Annotated in this window: 17 protein-coding genes and 1 rRNA gene; 15 read left to right on the top strand and 3 right to left on the bottom strand. The window is 68.7% G+C overall.

Annotation, left to right across the window (positions count from 1 at the left end; translation table 11 throughout):
• The first annotated feature begins 14 nt into the window (after positions 1–14).
• The 7 genes from lpdA (at position 15) to lipB (ending at position 7,282) form a co-directional block, all read left to right on the top strand.
• The gene (lpdA, locus tag CVV72_RS40620) at positions 15–1,388 is read left to right on the top strand and encodes a dihydrolipoyl dehydrogenase (protein ID WP_219150059.1); all 1,374 of its coding nucleotides are present in this window, start codon (positions 15–17) and stop codon (positions 1,386–1,388) included.
• 56 nt (positions 1,389–1,444) lie between these two features.
• Positions 1,445–3,214 carry a 2-oxoglutarate dehydrogenase, E2 component, dihydrolipoamide succinyltransferase gene (gene sucB, locus CVV72_RS40615; RefSeq protein ID WP_219150058.1) on the top strand — a complete coding sequence of 590 codons (1,770 nt, stop codon included), beginning with the start codon at positions 1,445–1,447 and terminating at the stop codon, positions 3,212–3,214.
• Between the two features lie 199 nt (positions 3,215–3,413).
• A complete protein-coding gene (locus tag CVV72_RS40610; protein WP_219150057.1) occupies positions 3,414–4,496 on the top strand; it encodes a serine hydrolase in 1,083 nt (360 codons plus the stop codon).
• A gap of 21 nt (positions 4,497–4,517) precedes the next feature.
• Entirely contained in the window at positions 4,518–5,018 is a 501-nt protein-coding gene (locus tag CVV72_RS40605; protein ID WP_219150056.1) for a helix-turn-helix transcriptional regulator, read from the top strand.
• A gap of 14 nt (positions 5,019–5,032) precedes the next feature.
• Positions 5,033–5,917 (top strand): TIGR01777 family oxidoreductase, encoded by an 885-nt coding sequence (locus tag CVV72_RS40600; RefSeq protein WP_219150055.1) that lies wholly within the window; start codon positions 5,033–5,035, stop codon positions 5,915–5,917.
• A complete protein-coding gene (locus CVV72_RS40595; protein ID WP_219150054.1) occupies positions 5,914–6,528 on the top strand; it encodes a phosphatase PAP2 family protein in 615 nt (204 codons plus the stop codon). Before CVV72_RS40600 ends, CVV72_RS40595 begins: the two co-directional genes overlap by 4 nt.
• Before the next feature lie 10 nt (positions 6,529–6,538).
• Complete coding sequence (gene lipB / locus CVV72_RS40590) at positions 6,539–7,282, top strand: lipoyl(octanoyl) transferase LipB (protein ID WP_219150053.1); 744 nt, start codon at positions 6,539–6,541, stop codon at positions 7,280–7,282.
• A 65-nt stretch (positions 7,283–7,347) separates the two neighbouring features.
• On the opposite strand, the gene CVV72_RS40585 is transcribed toward lipB, so the two are convergent.
• Together CVV72_RS40585 and CVV72_RS40580 are read right to left on the bottom strand one after the other, a co-directional pair.
• Complete coding sequence (locus tag CVV72_RS40585) at positions 7,348–8,283, bottom strand: LLM class F420-dependent oxidoreductase (RefSeq protein ID WP_219150052.1); 936 nt, start codon at positions 8,281–8,283, stop codon at positions 7,348–7,350.
• A 24-nt stretch (positions 8,284–8,307) separates the two neighbouring features.
• Positions 8,308–8,925: a TetR/AcrR family transcriptional regulator gene (locus CVV72_RS40580; protein ID WP_219154426.1), complete on the bottom strand. Its 618-nt coding sequence runs from the start codon at positions 8,923–8,925 to the stop codon at positions 8,308–8,310.
• Between the two features lie 132 nt (positions 8,926–9,057).
• Between CVV72_RS40580 and CVV72_RS40575 the strand changes: the two genes are divergently transcribed.
• The 8 genes from CVV72_RS40575 to CVV72_RS40540 all read left to right on the top strand — a co-directional run bounded on the left by CVV72_RS40575 (position 9,058) and on the right by CVV72_RS40540 (position 16,797).
• Positions 9,058–9,588, top strand: coding sequence for a hypothetical protein (locus CVV72_RS40575; RefSeq protein ID WP_219150051.1), 531 nt, complete (start codon positions 9,058–9,060; stop codon positions 9,586–9,588).
• Positions 9,589–9,631: 43 nt separating this feature from the next.
• Positions 9,632–10,588 carry an oxidoreductase gene (locus CVV72_RS40570; RefSeq protein WP_219150049.1) on the top strand — a complete coding sequence of 319 codons (957 nt, stop codon included), beginning with the start codon at positions 9,632–9,634 and terminating at the stop codon, positions 10,586–10,588.
• Between the two features lie 37 nt (positions 10,589–10,625).
• A complete protein-coding gene (lipA, locus tag CVV72_RS40565) occupies positions 10,626–11,627 on the top strand; it encodes a lipoyl synthase (RefSeq protein WP_038510106.1) in 1,002 nt (333 codons plus the stop codon).
• A 61-nt stretch (positions 11,628–11,688) separates the two neighbouring features.
• On the top strand, positions 11,689–12,351 hold the full coding sequence (locus CVV72_RS40560) for a DedA family protein (protein ID WP_034324095.1): 663 nt from the start codon (positions 11,689–11,691) through the stop codon (positions 12,349–12,351).
• A 9-nt stretch (positions 12,352–12,360) separates the two neighbouring features.
• Entirely contained in the window at positions 12,361–13,227 is an 867-nt protein-coding gene (locus tag CVV72_RS40555) for a patatin-like phospholipase family protein (RefSeq protein ID WP_219150047.1), read from the top strand.
• A 92-nt stretch (positions 13,228–13,319) separates the two neighbouring features.
• The gene (locus CVV72_RS40550) at positions 13,320–14,510 is read left to right on the top strand and encodes an Ig-like domain-containing protein (RefSeq protein WP_219150045.1); all 1,191 of its coding nucleotides are present in this window, start codon (positions 13,320–13,322) and stop codon (positions 14,508–14,510) included.
• Between the two features lie 15 nt (positions 14,511–14,525).
• Positions 14,526–15,263, top strand: coding sequence for a Sir2 family NAD-dependent protein deacetylase (locus CVV72_RS40545; RefSeq protein ID WP_219150043.1), 738 nt, complete (start codon positions 14,526–14,528; stop codon positions 15,261–15,263).
• Positions 15,264–15,393: 130 nt separating this feature from the next.
• Entirely contained in the window at positions 15,394–16,797 is a 1,404-nt protein-coding gene (locus tag CVV72_RS40540; protein ID WP_219150041.1) for a hypothetical protein, read from the top strand.
• Between the two features lie 450 nt (positions 16,798–17,247).
• Here CVV72_RS40540 and rrf read toward each other — a convergent pair.
• Positions 17,248–17,364, bottom strand: a 5S ribosomal RNA gene (gene rrf, locus CVV72_RS40535).
• Positions 17,365–17,432: the final 68 nt, after the last annotated feature.

Here is a 17,432-nt window from a genome sequence, read left to right as displayed (position 1 = left end):
GAGGAGTTATTGAAGTGACCGACACCTCCGCCGACCTTGTGATCCTGGGTGGCGGATCGGGCGGCTACGCCGCCGCGTTCCGCGCGGCCGAGCTGGGCCTTTCCGTCACCCTGATCGAAAAGGACAAGCTTGGCGGGACGTGCCTCCACCGAGGCTGCATCCCGACCAAGGCCCTCCTGCACGCGGCGGAGGTCGCCGACGAGACCCGCGACGCCGAGACCTTCGGTGTCAAGGCCGTGCTGGAAGGCATCGACATCGCCGGCGTCAACAAGTACAAGGACGGGATCGTCTCGCGCCTGTACAAGGGCCTCCAGGGCCTGGCCAAGGCGCACAAGGTGAACCTCGTCGAGGGCACCGGGACGTTCGTCGGCGGCACGACCGTCGAGGTCGACGGCACCCGCTACACCGGCAAGAACGTCATCCTGGCCACCGGCTCGTACTCGAAGACGCTGCCCGGCCTGGAACTGGGCGGCCGCATCATCGCGAGCGAGCAGGCGCTTTCGCTGGACTACATCCCGAAGAAGGTCATCGTCCTCGGCGGTGGTGTCATCGGTGTCGAATTCGCGTCCGTCTGGGCGTCCTTCGGCGTCGACGTCACCATCGTGGAGGCGCTGCCCCGCCTGGTCCCGAACGAGGACGAGTACGCGTCCAAGCAGCTCGAGCGCGCTTTCCGCCGTCGCAAGATCGCCTTCAAGACCGGCGTCCGGTTCACCGGCGCCAAGCAGGACGACAACGGCGTCAGCGTGTCGCTGGAGTCCGGCGAGACGCTCGAAGCCGACCTGATGCTGGTCGCCGTGGGCCGTGGCCCGAACTCGGCCGGGCACGGTTACGAGGAGGCCGGTGTCAAGATGGAGCGCGGCTTCGTCCTCACCGACGACCGCCTGCGCACCAACCTGCCGAACGTCTACGCCGTCGGTGACATCGTCCCCGGCCTGCAGCTCGCGCACCGCGGGTTCCAGCAGGGCATCTTCGTCGCGGAGGAGATCGCCGGCCAGGAGCCGCGCGTGATCGACGAGAGCGGCATCCCGCGCGTCACCTACTCGCACCCCGAGGTCGCTTCGGTCGGCCTCACCGAGTCGCAGGCGAAGGAGAAGTACGGCTCCGACGTCACCACTTTCACCTACGACCTCGGCGGCAACGGGAAGAGCCAGATCCTCAAGACCTCCGGTGGGGTCAAGCTGATCAAGGCTCCGGAAGGGCCGGTCGTCGGCGTGCACATGGTGGGCGACCGCGTCGGCGAGCTGATCGGCGAAGCGCAGCTGATCTACAGCTGGGAGGCGTTCCCCGAGGACGTGGCTCCCCTCATCCACGCGCACCCCACCCAGACCGAGGCCCTCGGTGAAGCGTTCCTCGCCCTCGCGGGCAAGCCGCTGCACGTCCACAGCTGACGTCTCACCGTCGAAGAACCAGACCAAGCAAGACATATCAAGGGAGTCAGCGAACGATGGCCTACTCCGTCACGTTGCCGGAGCTCGGTGAGAGCGTCACCGAGGGCACCGTCACCCGGTGGTTGAAGCAGGAGGGCGACACCGTCGAGGTCGACGAGCCGTTGCTCGAGATCTCCACGGACAAGGTCGACACCGAGGTCCCGTCCCCGGTCGCCGGCAAGGTCGTGAAGATCAGCGCGCAGGAGGACGAGACCGTCGAGGTCGGCGGCGAGCTCGCCGTCATCGACGACGGGACCGGCGGGGTGCCGGAGTCCTCCGGTTCCGCCGAGCCGGCCGCCGAAGAGGCGCAGCCCGAGCCGGACCCGGAGCCCGCGAAGGAAGAAGCCTCCGCTCCGTCCCAGCCGGACACCGCGCCGGCTTCGGGCGGCGAAGGCACCGAGGTGAAGCTGCCCGAGCTGGGCGAGAGCGTCACCGAGGGCACCGTCACCCGGTGGCTCAAGCAGGTCGGCGAGAGCGTCGAGGTCGACGAGCCGCTGCTCGAGATCTCCACGGACAAGGTCGACACCGAGGTCCCGTCCCCGGTCGCCGGCACCGTGCTGGAGATCCGCGCCGGCGAGGACGAGACCGTCGAGGTCGGCGGGGTGCTCGCGGTGATCGGTGCCGCCGGTTCCGCCCCGGCCCCGAAGGCCGAGCCGAAGCCGGAACCCAAGCCCGAGCCGAAGCCGGAACCCAAGCCGGAACCGAAGCCCGAGCCCAAGGCCGAAGCGGCTCCCGCGCCGAAGCCCGCCCCGGCTCCGCAGGCCGCCCCGGCTCCCAAGGCCGAGGCCCCGAAGCCGGCGGCGAGCAGCGACAACGGCTCGGACAACGCGCCGTACGTGACGCCGCTGGTCCGCAAGCTCGCTTCGGAGCACGGCATCGACCTGTCGTCGCTGACCGGCAGCGGTGTCGGTGGCCGCATCCGCAAGCAGGACGTGCTCGCGGCCGCCGAGGCCAAGCAGAAGGCCGCCCCGGCTCCCGCCGCGCAGCCCGCTGCCGCCGCCCCGGCCCCCGCCGCCGCCCCGTCGGCTCCGCGCAAGGCCGCGGTTTCGCCGGAGCTCGCGGCCCTGCGCGGCACCGTGCAGAAGGCCAGCCGGATCCGCCAGATCACCGCCACGAAGACCCGCGAGTCGCTGCAGGTTTCCGCGCAGCTCACGCAGGTCCACGAGGTGGACGTCACGAAGATCGCCAAGCTCCGCCAGCGGGCGAAGGCGGCCTTCAAGGAGCGCGAGGGCGTCAACCTGACGTTCCTGCCGTTCTTCGCGAAGGCCACCGTCGAGGCGCTCAAGCAGCACCCGAACGTCAACGCGTCCTACAACGAGGACACGAAGGAGATCACCTACCACGGTGCGGTGCACCTGGGGATCGCGGTGGACACCGAAAAGGGTCTGCTGTCGGTGGTCATCCACGACGCGGGTGAGCTCAGCCTCGCCGGTCTCGCGCACCGCATCGCCGACCTGGCGGGCCGCGCGCGTTCGGGCCAGATCAAGCCGGACGAGCTGTCGGGTGGCACCTTCACGATCACGAACATCGGCTCCAACGGCGCCCTGTTCGACACGCCGATCATCGTGCAGCCGCAGTCCGGCATGCTCGGGACCGGCGCGGTCGTGAAGCGCCCGGTCGTGATCGCGGACGCCGACGGCAACGACACGATCGCCGTCCGGTCGATGGCGTTCCTGCCGCTGACCTACGACCACCGCCTGGTGGACGGGGCCGACGCGGGCCGCTTCGTCACGACGATCAAGCAGCGTCTGGAAGAGGGCAACTTCGAGGACGAGCTCGGTCTCTGATCCTCCGGTAGTCCGTGAAGGCCCTCGTCCCGCTTCGGCGGGGCGGGGGCCTTCCTCTTTCTCTGCCGCAATTCGTCATCTGGTTGCGGTAGTTGGCATGACCAACTACCGCAACCAGATGACGAATTGCGGGGTTTGACAGCCGCCTCGGACTCTAGTATTCCGGAATTACGGAAAACAAGAGGGAGGGGTTTCACCCATGCTGACAAGACGTCATCTACTGGCGAGTGCCGCCGCGGGATCGGCCGCGTTGCTGCTGCCGGGAACCGCGACCGCGGCCCGGCCGGACACGACGACCGAACAGGGCTGGCTCGACTGGATCGCCGCGCACCGGCGCGACGTCTCCATCGTGATCGACGACGGCGCGGGTCGTCGCGCCTCGCGCAACGCCGGCACCCGGCGACTGCTGGCGTCCTCGATCAAGGTCGTGCACCTCGGCGCGTACGCCGTGGCGGTCGCCGAGGGCAGGCTCGATCCGGACGAACAGATCAGGGTCGGCGACTGGGACGCCCACCACCCGTTCGTCTCCGACGGCCGCGCGCATTTCCACGCGCTCGAGTGGCTGGGCGTCCCCTGCGACGACTACGGCATCGCCAAGGACCCCGAACAGCGTGTCCCGCTGGCGAGGATCCCCGAAGCGATGATCTTCTTCAGCGACAACGCCGCCACCGACTACCTCCGCACCCGCCTCGGCGACCCCGCCCTCCAGCGGGCGGCGGCACGCGGCGGCTGGGTGAAGCCGGACACCCGTTCGCTGGGCGGCGAGGTCCTGATGCTGATGCTGCCGGAGTACGCGCCGCCACCCGGCAGCCCGGTCGCGGTCCGGCGGGCGATGGGTGACGCGGTCGCGCGGCGGTTCGTGGCCGACCCCGCTTTCCGCGCCGAAGCGTTCGAACGCATCCCGGAGATGCCGTCGACACCGGACGCGCAGTGGCCCTGGGTCAAGGGCCACGCCAGGGGTACCGCGTCGGAGCTGTTCTCTCTGCACCGCGGTATCGCCAGGGGTCTCTACCCGCAGGCCCGTGAAATCCTCGCCCGCCCGCTTTCCGGCCGCGTCCCGCCCGGCGCGAGCGAAGTGCTCATCAAGGACGGAGCCCTGCCGCGCACGCTCACCATGGGGCTTTCCGTCCGCTGGCCGGACGGCCGTTCGGGCACGGCGGCCGTCCTGCTCCACGGTGTGACCGATCAGGACATCCAGAACGAGCTGCCACTGATCGACCTCGTCCTCGCGGCGCTGTCCTCCCCTGCGCGGTTCACGGCCCTGGAACGAGCGCTCGGCTGAGCGACGGTATAGATAACCGGTATGAACGCCGAGCTCGCCGACCGGATCGCCGCCCTCGAAGCACGGGTCGCCGCGCTTGAAGACCAGCGCGGCGAGCACCTGGCCGAGCCCGCGGCGAGCCCCGGCGGCCTGGTCGGCTATCACGGCGAGCTGACCGAGCCGTTCGAACTGAGCTGGGCGATCAACGTCACGCCCGGTCCGATGCTGGCGTTCGCGGACGGGCCGCGGGTCGAAGTGCTCGCGGCCCTGTCCAGCACCGCACGGGTGGCACTCGTGCGGACGCTGGCCGAGAAGGGCGCGCAGACCGCGCCCGCCCTTCAGGAGGCCGCCGAACTCGGTTCGCCGGGCCAGCTGTACCACCATCTCAAAGCGCTCACCGGCGCCGGGATCGTCGAGCAGGACAAACGCGGCAGTTACCGGCTCCGGCCCGCCGCGACGATCCCGGTGCTGGTGCTCCTCACCGCCGCGTCCGACGTCGCCGGGCAACTGAAGAACCTGAGCGTGCGCCCGGATCGCGGATAGGACACGATCGGATCATGCGAGTTCTGATCGCGGGCGCGAGCGGACTGATCGGCACCTCCCTCACGACACGGTTACGCCGTTCCGGACACGACGTGGTCCGGCTCGTCCGCCGGGAGGAGCGGGCGGCCGACGAACGCCGCTGGGATCCTCCCGCCGGCGAGATAGCGGACGGCGCGCTCGACGGGGTCGACGCCGTCGTGAACCTCGCGGGAGCGCCGCTGCTGCCCGGGCGCTGGAGCGCGGCCCGCAAACAGGTCCTCCTCGACAGCCGGGTCGAACCGACGGAGGTCCTCGCGGAAGCCGTCGCCGAACACGGCATCCCCGTGCTGGTCAACGCCTCCGCCGTCGGCTACTACGGCGACGCCGGTCCGTCCCTTGTGGACGAAACGAGCCCGGCGGGCCGGGGCTTCCTCGCCGAACTCTGCACCGCGTGGGAAGGCGCCACCGAGACGGCGGCCACGGCCGGCGCCCGGGTCGTGCGCATCCGCACCGGGCTGGTGCTCGCGCGCGAAGGCGGGCTACTGGACGTCCTGCGGCCGCTGTTCCGCCTGGGGCTCGGCGGAAAACTCGGTGACGGCAAGCAGTACATGCCGTGGATCTCGCTCGACGACGAGGTCGGCGCGATCGTTTTCGCGCTGGAGACCGAAACGCTGTCCGGCCCGGTCAACCTCTCCGGACCGCAGCCCGCCACGAACGCCGCCTTCACGAAGGCGCTGGGCCGCGCCGTGCACCGACCGGCGATCTGGCAGGTGCCCGGTTTCGCCATGAAGATCGCGCTCGGGCAGGCGGCCGAGGAGATGGCGCTGTTCGGGCAGCGCGCCATGCCGCGCGCACTGGAGGAGGCGGGTTACGCGTTCCGCCATCCGACCCTCGAGGACGCGCTGGCCGCCGCGACATGACCGTGCGGCGCGGTCTGCACATCCTCGCCGGGGTCCTGCTGCTGGTCGGCTTCGTCATCCTCGGCCTGTCCGTCGACGAGCGGCCGCCGCCGGTGGACGTCGCGCTCGCCGACGCGTTCCGCGGCCAGCACACCGAGCCCGCCGGTCAGGTGGCGGGCCTGGTCACGAACGTCCTCGGCCCGGTCCTGCCGTTCGTGCTGGGCGCGGTGCTGGTGGTGCTCGCCTGGCGCCGCCGGGACCTGACCGTGTTGTGCGTCAAACTCGCCGTCGTCCTGCTGCTGTGCCGGATGACCAGCCTGGTCGCGAAGCCGGTCTTCTACCGGGAGCGGCCCCGCGAATTCCCCGATCTGAGCTATCCGAGCGGGCACGTGGTCGCCGTCGCGTGCACCGGGTTCGTCGCGGTGCTGCTGTGCGCGTGGACCCGTCCGCACCTCGCGCGCCTGGCGATCGCGATCGCCGCCGCGGCGACGGTGGCCGGTGCCCTCTGCCGCATCGTGCTCGGCGTGCACTGGCTGACCGATACCGCGGGATCCGTGCTCGCGGTGGGTGGTGTCGGCCTGATTTCGGCGGCCGGACTGGGCCTGCTCCCCCTGCCGAAAGACCCGGCGTAGTGTCGCTGACGTGAGCTCTTCGACCACGTCATGCCGCGCCGCCACCGAGCCCGTCGACGTCCGCGAGATCGGGACGATCGACTACACCGAAGCCTGGGAACTCCAGCGAAAGCACGTGACAGCCCGTGCCGACGGTGACGGCCCGGACACCATGCTGCTCCTGGAGCACCCGTCGGTGTACACCGCGGGCAAGCGCACCGAAGCCGAGGACAGGCCGACCGACGGCACCCCGGTGATCGACGTCGACCGCGGCGGCAAGATCACCTGGCACGGGCCGGGCCAGCTGGTCGGGTACCCGATCGTCAAACTCGCCGACCCGATCGACGTCGTGCACTACGTGCGGCGGCTCGAAGAGGCCTTGATCACCGTCTGCGACCAGCTCGGCGTGCACACCGGCCGGGTCGAGGGCCGCAGCGGCGTCTGGATCCCCGCCGACGACCGCGGCCCGGAGCGGAAGATCGCCGCGATCGGCATCCGCGTCCAGCGTGGCGTGACCATGCACGGATTCGAGCTGAACTGCAACGCCGACCTCGGCGCCTTCGACAAGATCGTCCCGTGCGGCATCCGGGACGCGGGCGTGACATCGCTTTCCTACGAGCTCGACCGCGAGGTCACCGTGGCGTCGGTGCTGCCGATGGCGCGCGAAGCCGTGCTCGCGGCGCTGGAAGGCGACCTTCCGGTGAGCGACGAGCGCTGGCTGCCGCGCCCCGAAGCCCCGGCCGCCCCCGGCGTCACCTTCGCCCTGCAGAACTGAGAAGCGCGTGAAGGCCCCCTTCCCTCGGCTGAGCCGAGGGAAGGGGGCCTTCACACACGAAAACGTCAGTCCAGCTGAGGGGCGACCTCGGACGCGATCAGCTCGATCTGATCCAGATCCGACAGGTCCAGCAGCTGCAGGTAGAGCCGGGTGATCCCGGTCTTCTCCCGCCACTGCCCGACCTTCTCGACGACCTCCGACGGCGTCCCCGCGAGCCCGTTCTCCTGCAGCTCGGAGACCTCGCGGCCCAGCACGCCGGCGCGCTTCGCGACCTCGGCGTCGTCGCGACCCACGGCGACGACGAGCGCGGCCGAGCGGATGATCTCCTTGGGGTCGCGGCCGATCTCGCGGGCGGCGGCGTCGACGCGGCCGAACTGCTCCGCGGCGGCGTCCGGGCCCACGAACGGCAGGTTGAACTCGTCCGCGTAGCGGGCGGCGAGCGCCGGGGTGCGTTTCTTGCCGCCACCGCCGATGATCACCGGCGGCCGGGGCCGCTGCGCCGGCTTCGGCAGGCCCGGCGAGTCGACGAGCTGGTAGTGCTCGCCGTCGAAGGAGAACGTCTCCCCTTCCGGCGTCTCCCACAGCCCGGTGACAACGGCGAGCTGCTCGGCGTAGCGGTCGAAGCGCTCCTTCATCGGCGGCAGGTCGAGGCCGTACGCGGTGTGCTCGTCGTCGTACCAGCCGGAACCGAGGCCGAGTTCGACGCGGCCGCCCGACATCTGGTCCACCTGCGCGACGGAAATCGCGAGCACCGACGGATGCCGGAAGGTGGCGGCGGTGACGAGGGTGCCCAGCCGCACACGGCGGGTCTCACGGGCGAGACCCGCGAGGGTGATCCACGCGTCGGTCGGTCCGGGCAGCCCGGTCGCCGAGCCCATCTTCAGGTAGTGATCGCTGCGGAAGAAGGCGTCGTAACCCGCGTCCTCGGTGGCCTTGGCCACCCGGAGCAGGTCTTCGTAACTGGCCCCCTGCTGGGGTTCGGTAAAGATCCTGAGGTCCACGCCGTCACCCTAGCCAGGGCGCGGTCAGCTCGCTTTCCCGTGCTCGGCGGGCGGGACACGGCGGAATCCGACGAGCAGCCGCACCAGGACCTCCTCGACCTGGGCGCTGACCTTCTTCGGCTCCGGCGAACTCGCGATCTCGATGGCGGCGCTGGACAACGCGCCGAACAGCAGCCGCGCGGTGACGTCCACCGGGACGTCGTCGACCTCGCCGACCTCGATGAGCGACTGGATCCCGGTGCGGACCAGGCCGAAGCTGCACCGCTCCTCGGCCTCGCGCCAGCGTTCCCAGCCCATGACCACCGGCGCCTCGTGGATCGCGATGCGCTGGTACGCCGGGTCGAGACAGCTCTGCAGGAAGCCGCGCAGCCCGGAGAGCGCCCGTTCCCACGGCGAGGCCGGACCGGTCATGATCTTCTCGAGCCGGTCGAAGACCTGGCTCTCGACCGTGTCGAAGGCGGCTTCGAACAGCGCCTGCTTCCCACTGAAATGGTGGTAGAGCGCACCCTTCGTCACCCTGGCCCGTTTGGCGATCTCATCGAGAGACGTGCCGGCGTACCCGCGTTTGGTGAACAGCTCCACGGCACTCTCGACGAGCGCCGACCGGGTGGACTCGGAATAGTCCAGCCGCCTTGACCTCAATGTCGCCACCTTCACAACTTTACGCCGCCGGTCCCGGTCCATACCCATGGTATGTTGACTGCTGTCAGGTCCGTACCGGGAGTATGCCGCAAACCGGCGGTATGAACCGGATCACGGAGGGGAGCCCACATCATGAGCTGGAACGACTTCTACCGACGGCGCGACATCCTCGAAGCCGCACTGCGCCAGGCGGGGCACCACCCGTCCGACGCGATCTCACTCGAAGAAATCCCTGGCGCCACCAAGTACTTCGCCACCGAGGATGAGCTTCTGCTCGCACTTCGGTACAAGTGGAACCAGGTGTTCGCCGGTCACCTCCGCGCCGAGATGACCGACCCGGATTACGCCGATCAGGATCTCGCGCTCGACCGGGTCGAGGCCGTCACCCGCGCCTGGAACAGTGCCACTGCCGAGCACGAGACGCTCCGCGCCGTTCTCGACGCGGCCCTCGAACGGTGCCCCGCGCTGATCCCGTCGCACGAAGCCGAACTGCGCACTCTCGCGCTGACGGCGGGGCTGGCCGACGGCGACGAACCGGCCGAGGAGATCACCAAGGTCGGCAGCGCGTTCGCCACCCTGCTCCGGCACGGACGGCACGCGAAACCCGCCCGCCGCCGCAGCCCCATGGGTCACTTGCTCCGGTTGCTCGCGCCGAGCGCCTGACCTGGCGTAGCGGCACGGGCGACGATGTAGTTAGGTGACCGGCATGGCTGCTCACGCTCGCTGGACCGAGGCCGACATCCCGGATCAGACCGGCCGGACCGTGTTCGTCACGGGGGCGAACTCAGGCCTCGGGCTGCGGATGTCCGAGGTACTCGCGGGCAAGGGGGCCCGCGTGCTGCTCGGCTGCCGATCACCGGAGCGCGGCGCCAAGGCGCTCGAACAGGTGCGGGCGGCCGCGGCCGGGGAAGCGCCCGAACTCGTGCGGCTGGACCTCGCCGATCTCGGCTCGGTCCGCGAAGCCGCGAAGAAGGTCCAGGAATTGTCGGGCGGCAAGCTCGACGTCCTGGTCAACAACGCGGGCGTGATGGCGACCCCGCGCGGCCACACCAAGGACGGCTTCGAGACCCAGTTCGGCACGAACCATCTCGGGCACGCGGTGCTGACCTGGCTGCTGATGCCGTCCCTGCGCAAGGGCTCCGCGGCGCGTGTCGTCACCCTGTCGAGTGTCGCGGCGACCGGCGCGCGCATCGACATCGCCGACCCGAACTTCGAGCGCCGGATGTACAACCCGGGCTCGGCCTACGGCCAGTCGAAGCTCGCCAATCAGGTGTTCGCGCTCGAACTGGACCGCAGGCTGCGCGCCGCGGGCGACGACGTCATCAGCGTGGCGGCGCACCCGGGCTACACGTGGACCGGGCTCGGTTCCGGGATGGCCCGCTCCTACCGCAACCCCGTGGTGCGCGCGCTCGTCGCCGGCGGCAACCGGATCGGCGAGATCTTCATCGCGCAGAACGCCCGCCAGGGCACGCTCCCGCAGCTGTTCGCGGCAACGGCTCCCGAGGTCGAAGGCGGCGACTACATCGGCCCGCGAGGCCTCGGCGGGCTTCGCGGCGCGCCGGTCAAGGTACGGCCTTTGGCCGCCGCGAGGAGCGAGTCGCTCGGCGCCGCGTTGTGGGACGTGACCACCAAGTTGACGGGCGTCACCCCCGACCCCGCGTGAGCGGCGGCCGCTGCTCCGGCGGGCGTAGGGTGGCGGTGTGAGTGCTGCCCCAGATGGCCGCAAGTTGTTGCGGCTCGAGGTCCGGAATTCCCAGACTCCCATCGAAAAGAAGCCGTCGTGGATCAAGACCCGCGCGCGGATGGGTCCGGAGTTCACCGAACTCAAAGGCCTGGTGCGCCGCGAAGGCCTCCACACCGTCTGCGAAGAAGCCGGTTGTCCCAACATCTACGAGTGCTGGGAGGACCGTGAGGCGACGTTCCTGATCGGTGGGGACCAGTGCACCCGGCGTTGCGACTTCTGCCAGATCGACACCGGCAAGCCCGCCGAGCTGGACCGCACCGAGCCCCGCAAGGTCGCCGAAAGTGTCCAGGCGATGGGCCTGCGCTACTCGACGGTGACCGGTGTCGCGCGTGACGATCTGGAGGACGGCGGCGCGTGGTTGTACGCCGAGACCGTGCGCCAGATCCACGCGCTGAACCCGGGCACGGGTGTCGAGCTGCTGATCCCGGACTTCAACGCGGATCCGGAGCAGCTCGCCGAAGTCTTCGGCTCCCGCCCCGAGGTGCTCGCGCACAACGTCGAGACGGTGCCGCGGATCTTCAAGCGCATCCGCCCCGGTTTCCGCTACGCGCGGTCGCTGGAAGTCATCACGAAGGCCCGTGAGGCCGGTCTGGTGACGAAGTCGAACCTGATCCTGGGCATGGGCGAGACACCCGAAGAGGTCGCGCCCGCGATGAAGGACCTGGTCGACGCGGGCTGCGAGATCCTCACGATCACCCAGTACCTGCGCCCGTCGCCTCGTCATCACCCGGTGGACCGGTGGGTCAAGCCCGAAGAGTTCGTCGAGCACTCGAACGCCGCCGAGGCGATGGGCTTCGCCGGAGTCATGGCCGGACCGCTGGTCCGTTCCTCGTACCGTGCCGGACGCCTGTTCGCCCAGACGAAGGCCCACCGCGGCGAGCCGCTGTCGGAGAACCTGGCCCACCTCGCCGCCGAAGGGCCCGCCGCTCAGGAAGCCAGCTCGCTGCTGGCCAGGTGACTCCGGTCACCCTCTTCGCGACATCGCCACCCACCAGGTCACGAATCAGTAAAGTGACCTGGTGGCGTTGGTAACTGATCTTCTGAACTGGCTGCAGAGCCTCCCGGAACCGGGACTGGTCGCGGCGACCGGCGGACTGGTGTTCGCCGAGTGCACCATCGGGCTCGGCTTCATCGCCCCCGGTGAATCGGGGCTGCTGGTCGCGGCCACGACGGCGACGTCGGTCTCCCGTTTCCTGACTCTGTGGGCCGTCGTGACGGTCTGCGCCGCACTCGGCGACTCGCTCGGCTACGCGATCGGCAAACGCTTCGGTCCGCGTCTGCGCGAGACGAAACTGATCCGCAAGTACGGCCTCGACGCCTGGGACAAGGCGACGGGCGTGCTGGAACGGCGAGGCGCGTGGGCGGTGTTCTTCGCGCGGTTCCTCCCGGTGATCCGCACGCTGACTCCGGCGGCGTCGGGCACGTCGGGCCTGCCCTTCCGCAAGTTCCTGCCCGCCGCCGCAGCGGGCGCGGCCTGCTGGTCGGCCATCCACATCGGCATCGGCGCCGCTCTGGGTGAAGCCGCCAAGAAGGTCGAAGGCGCGCTCAACACCGGTGGCCTGATCATCGTCGGCGTGCTCGTCGGCGTCGCCGTGTACTTCCTGCTGCGCTACAAAAAGAAGAAGGCGCTCGCCGTCACAGCCGAGGAAGCCACCCCGGCGAAGATCGGCGCGGACGACTAAATTCCGGGTATGGCCGCCCTGAACCTGCCCCAGCCCCTCGGTTTCGTGCTCGGTGGCGGCGGCAGTCTCGGGGCCATGCAGGTCGGGATGCTGCGTGCCCTGACCGAAGCCGGGATCACCCCGGACCTCATCGTCGGCACCTCGGTGGGTTCGCTGAACGCCGCCGTACTCGCCCTCGGGGGTGAATCGGGTGCTCGGCTGGACCGGATCTGGTCGCGGATGACCCGGCACGAGGCGTTCCCCGGCGGCGTGTTCAGCCAGGTGCGGACGCTCCGGCACAGCAAGACCAACCTGTTCCCCAACACCGGTCTCGCCGCGATCGTCGACGAGCACATCGGCGAGGGCGCCCGGTTCGAAGATCTCGCGCTGCCGCTGGGTGTCGTCGCGACGGACGTCGACACCGCCGAGCCGCTCCTCATCCGCTCAGGGCCCGTTCTGGCGCCCCTGCTGGCCAGCTGCGCGATCCCGGGGATCTATCCGCCGGTGCCGTTCGGGGAGCGCATGCTCTACGACGGCGGCCTGGTCGCCAACGTGCCGATGCGCCAGGCGCTCGCCATGGGCGCGAAATCGCTCGTCGTCCTCGACTGCGCCTTCCCCGGCAAGATGCCCGGCACTCCGCAGACCTTCGCCGAGGTGCTGATGTTCACCGCGATGATCAGCATGCGGAACCAGGCGGTCCTGGAGGCGCCGATCGCCGCGGCCGAAGTGCCCGTGGTATACGTGCCCGGGCCGAAGCCGGTGCGGGTCAGCCCGCTGGACTTCAGCCACACCACCGCGCTGACCACCGAAGCTTATGAGGCCGCGAAGACCTATTTGGGTGAATTGAGCATCAATGGCCCCGGTCTTTACGGTGCTCCCGGTCTCGTTGTGGAGTGACGAGCAACCGACCGGCATCGATCACGTCTTCTTCGTCGCGTAGTTTTGAAAGAGAACTTTCCGCTGATAGCGCGACATAAAAAGAGAACCATATGTTTCCCAAGAAGACATTACTTTCGACGGCCGGAATTCTCGCCGCGGTGGTGCTGATCTCGGCATGCTCGCCTTCGGGCGGCACCGATTCACCCGGCACCGGCACCGAACCGGACACGAATCCGGTTTCGGTGACCATCGATCCGGCAGGCGGGACGAACGTCAACCCGGCGACCCCGGTGGTGGTCAAGGCCGAGCACGGCAAGCTGATCGACGTCACCGTCAGCAACGCCGACAAGGGCAACCAGGTGAAGGGCGAACTGGCGAGCGACGGGCTCAGCTGGAAGACCACCGAACCGCTCGGCTACGGCAGCACCTACAGGATCGTGGCACATGCCCAGGGCACCGACGGGAAGCCCGTCGAGCAGCAGAGCAGGGTTTCCACGCTGAGCCCGAAGCAGCAAGCGAATCCGAACCTGATCCCGGCTCCCGCGGCGGTGACGTCCGCCGGCGTCGGCGTCGGGCAGCCGATCGTGTTCGCCTTCGGCCAGCCGGTGAAGAACAAGGCCGAGGTGGAGAAGAAGCTGTCCGTGGAGTCCACGCCGAAACAAGAGGGCTCCTGGTACTGGATCGACGACAAGAACGTCCACTACCGCCCCAAGGTGTACTGGCAGCCGGGGACGACGCTCAAGGTGTCGGCGATGATCTACGGCGTCGATTTCGGCAATGGCGTGTACGGCGCGACCGATCGCACCGAAACGTACAAGGTGCACGATTCCTGGGTGGCCAAGGCCGACGGCGACACCGAACAGATGCAGATCTTCCACAACGGCCGGCTCGCTAAATCGATGCCCATTTCGATGGGCAAGGACGCCACACCGACGCATTTGGGCGCACACGTCATTTCGGACAAACACGAGAATTACGTGATGGACTCGTGCACCTACGGCGTCTGCCAGGGCCAGCCGGGGTACTACAAGGCGAACGAGAAGTGGTCGCTGCGCATCTCCAACGACGGCGAGTTCGTCCACGAGAACCCGAACAGCGTCGGCGCGCAGGGCAGCTCCAACGTGTCGCACGGCTGCATCAACCTCAACGCGGCCAACGCCCAGTGGTTCTACCAGAACATGGGGCTCGGCGACGTCGTCGAGGTGACCAATTCCGGTGGCCCGCAGCTGCCGGTGTGGGACCTCTACGGCGACTGGTCCAAGTCGTGGGCGGACTGGCAGGCGGGCAGCGCGCTCAAGTAGGGGCATGATGGGCCGGTGACCAGCACCCTGAGCACCGCCCGCTCACTCGTGGCCGGTGCCGGCCGGGTCGTCGCACTGACCGGCGCCGGGATCTCCACGGATTCGGGGATCCCCGACTTCCGCGGCCCGCAGGGCCTGTGGACCCGCGATCCGGCCGCGGAAAAGATGTCGAACCTCAAGGCCTACCGAGGCAGCCGTGAGGTCCGAGAGCGGACCTGGCAGGCGCGGCTGGTGCACCCCGGCTGGGACGCGACACCGAACGCCGCGCACTACGCGCTCGAACGCCTGTCGCCGACGTGGATCATCACCCAGAACATCGACCGGCTGCATCAGAAGGCGGGGTCTCCGCCCGAGCGGGTGCTGGAGCTCCACGGGACGATGTTCGAGTCCGTCTGCCTGTCCTGTGACGACCACCGGGACATGCGCTCGACGCTGGAGCGCGTCCGGGCGGGCGAGACCGATCCGCCCTGTCTGGTGTGCGGTGGCATCCTCAAGTCGGCCACCGTCTCGTTCGGTCAGCACCTGGACCAGAACCTGCTTCGGGCCGCACGGACCGCCGTCTCCGACGGCGATCTCCTGCTGGTGGCCGGGTCCTCGCTACGGGTACAGCCGGCCGCCTCGCTCGTGAGCGTCGCCTCCCGGTCCGGATCCGCCGTGGTGATCTGCAACGGCTCCGAAACGCCCTACGACTCCATGGCCACGGCCGTCGTCCGCGGCCCCCTCAGCGAAACCCTCCCCGCCCTGAGCTCGTAACCCGCGCCGGCTCGAGCACAGTTGCCGACGGCGACTCCATCACGATTGCGCTGCGGAGCAAACCATTCGGCGGGCCCGGACGACATCCCCTTAGTCACTCGCTTCGAAGTCACGTGGGGAGAAGATGTTCATGAGCACTGAATTCGCGGAGCACTCCTCGGAACAACAGATTCTGCAGCCCGGCGTCGGCGCGCCGTCCGCGGTCCGGCGATATTGGCATCCGACGGACAAGGACTGGATTTCGGTACCGGCACACGGCAACCAGCCGACCACGGCGAAGCTGCAGTCCTTCGGATACCAGGCCCCGACCGGGCCGCAGTTCTACGTCAGCCTGATCGGCAGCGGCGACATGGTCGAGGTCTTCCGCTGGTGGCACCCGGTGGACAAGGACTGGATCGACATGCCGGCCGGAATGGCCACCGATGCGCAGATGACCGCCTGGGGCTACCAGAGCAAGACGTTCCAGTACTACGCGTTTCCCACACAACGCCCCGGCACCGTGGCGGTGCATCGCTGGTGGCACCCGGCCGACAAGGACTGGCTCACCGTCCGCGCCGGGGAATTCACCGACGCGCAGCTGCAATCGTTCGGCTACCAGAGCAAGACCTTCCTGTTCTACGCCTTCGCGCAGCAGTCGCCGACGCAGGAACCCGGATACTTCGCCCTGAGCACACCGCAGAAGTCGGTGCTGAGCCCGGTTTCGTGGAGCGGCGAACACGACCACCCGCACACCTTCAGCGTGCTGGACGTCAACCCGGCGCAGGCGCCGTCCATCAACGGCGGCTTCCGCTATCTGGGCTACTTCGGGCACCACGAGTGCGCCGGCCTGGGCATCGCGCGAACGAACGATCTGAACACGACCGCGTGGACGCAATCGCCCACGCCGCTGTTCTCCGGCACCGGCGAACGCTGGGGCTGTGCGCTGCTGAACCCGGACAGCACGATCGGCCTGGTGCACAACGTCTACTGGTGCGGCGGCAACCCCGACGGCAGTGCCTACTACATCGTCGGGCGCAAGAGCACGGACGGTGTCAACGGCACACAGTTCACTTCCTTTGTCCCCCTGGTCAAGGAAACGATGGTGAACAACGGAAATCCGACCCTGTTCCGCGACCCGGCCACACAGACCGTGTACCTGTACTGGTTCCGCGAAGCGGGCGGCCGCAAGGAGATCCGCGTCAAAAGCGCGGCCTCCTTCGACGCGCTGCTTCAGACCGACCCGGCCGATCTCGGCACGCTCGTCGCCTACTCCCGGGACGTCGTGGCCGCACCACACGTGATCAAGGTCGGCTCGCTGTACTACCTGGCCGTGGAGACGTTGGAGCAGACCAATGTCTGGAAGACACGGGTGCTCACCGCGACCAGCCCGACGGGCCAGTTCTTCGAGCTCCCCACCGGGCCGGTCTACGGCAACGGATCGGCGTGCGTCTTCCAGCACGTCTTCGACAACACCCTGCACAGCTACTACTGCAACGAAGGGAACCCAGGCGTGGGCGACTGGACGCTCGACCACGTGAGCGCTCCACTGGCGTGACCTTGGCCCGCCCGACCACTCGGCCAGACTCCGGCAAGATCCCGCCCGCCCGCGGAACTCGCGTGCCCACCCCCGTCACTCGCGTGCCCAGCGCCGTAACTCGCGTGCCCAGCGCCGTATCTCGCGTGATCAGAGACGTATCTCGCGTGCTTGAGCGCGTATCTCGCGTGTCCCGGGACGTGACTCGCGGCTCAACCGGACGACTCGTGTGCGTGGGTGGACGACACGGCGTACGTACGCTCGGATCGCCGTGTCGTCCGTCTGATCACGCGAGATACGCGCTCAAGCACGCGAGTTACGTTTTTGATCACGCGTGTTGCGCGCTCGATCACGGGTGTTACGTCCCTGATCACGGGTGTGGCGGGTTTTGGGTATGAAAAAGGAGGGTTCAGGCGCCGGGAGAACTCGTGGTTCTCGACCGGGGCCTGGACCCTCCCTTTTCTAAGGTTAGTCCGGCGGTGTCCTACTCTCCCACAACCCTTCGGTTGCAGTACCATCGGCGCTGTCAGGCTTAGCTTCCGGGTTCGGAATGGGACCGGGCGTTTCCCTGACGCTATAACCACCGAAACACTGTGAAACACCCACACACGCTCACACATTGTGTGTGGTTGTGTGGTGTTTCAGAGCTGTAGAGT

Source organism: Amycolatopsis sp. TNS106 (assembly GCF_019330265.1).
GTDB classification, from domain to species: Bacteria; Actinomycetota; Actinomycetes; order Mycobacteriales; family Pseudonocardiaceae; genus Amycolatopsis; species Amycolatopsis lurida.
This window is presented reverse-complemented; position numbering and strand designations above follow the sequence as displayed.

Bases quoted from the DNA above. Each gene is read 5' to 3' on its own strand.
- sucB (WP_219150058.1), top strand. From the start codon at position 1,445: ATGGCCTACTCCGTCACGTTGCCGGAGCTCGGTGAGAGCGTCACCGAG.
- CVV72_RS40610 (WP_219150057.1), top strand. From the start codon at position 3,414: ATGCTGACAAGACGTCATCTACTGGCGAGTGCCGCCGCGGGATCGGCC.
- CVV72_RS40605 (WP_219150056.1), top strand. From the start codon at position 4,518: ATGAACGCCGAGCTCGCCGACCGGATCGCCGCCCTCGAAGCACGGGTC.
- CVV72_RS40600 (WP_219150055.1), top strand. From the start codon at position 5,033: ATGCGAGTTCTGATCGCGGGCGCGAGCGGACTGATCGGCACCTCCCTC.
- CVV72_RS40595 (WP_219150054.1), top strand. From the start codon at position 5,914: ATGACCGTGCGGCGCGGTCTGCACATCCTCGCCGGGGTCCTGCTGCTG.
- CVV72_RS40575 (WP_219150051.1), top strand. From the start codon at position 9,058: ATGAGCTGGAACGACTTCTACCGACGGCGCGACATCCTCGAAGCCGCA.
- CVV72_RS40570 (WP_219150049.1), top strand. From the start codon at position 9,632: ATGGCTGCTCACGCTCGCTGGACCGAGGCCGACATCCCGGATCAGACC.
- CVV72_RS40555 (WP_219150047.1), top strand. From the start codon at position 12,361: ATGGCCGCCCTGAACCTGCCCCAGCCCCTCGGTTTCGTGCTCGGTGGC.
- CVV72_RS40550 (WP_219150045.1), top strand. From the start codon at position 13,320: ATGTTTCCCAAGAAGACATTACTTTCGACGGCCGGAATTCTCGCCGCG.
- CVV72_RS40540 (WP_219150041.1), top strand. From the start codon at position 15,394: ATGAGCACTGAATTCGCGGAGCACTCCTCGGAACAACAGATTCTGCAG.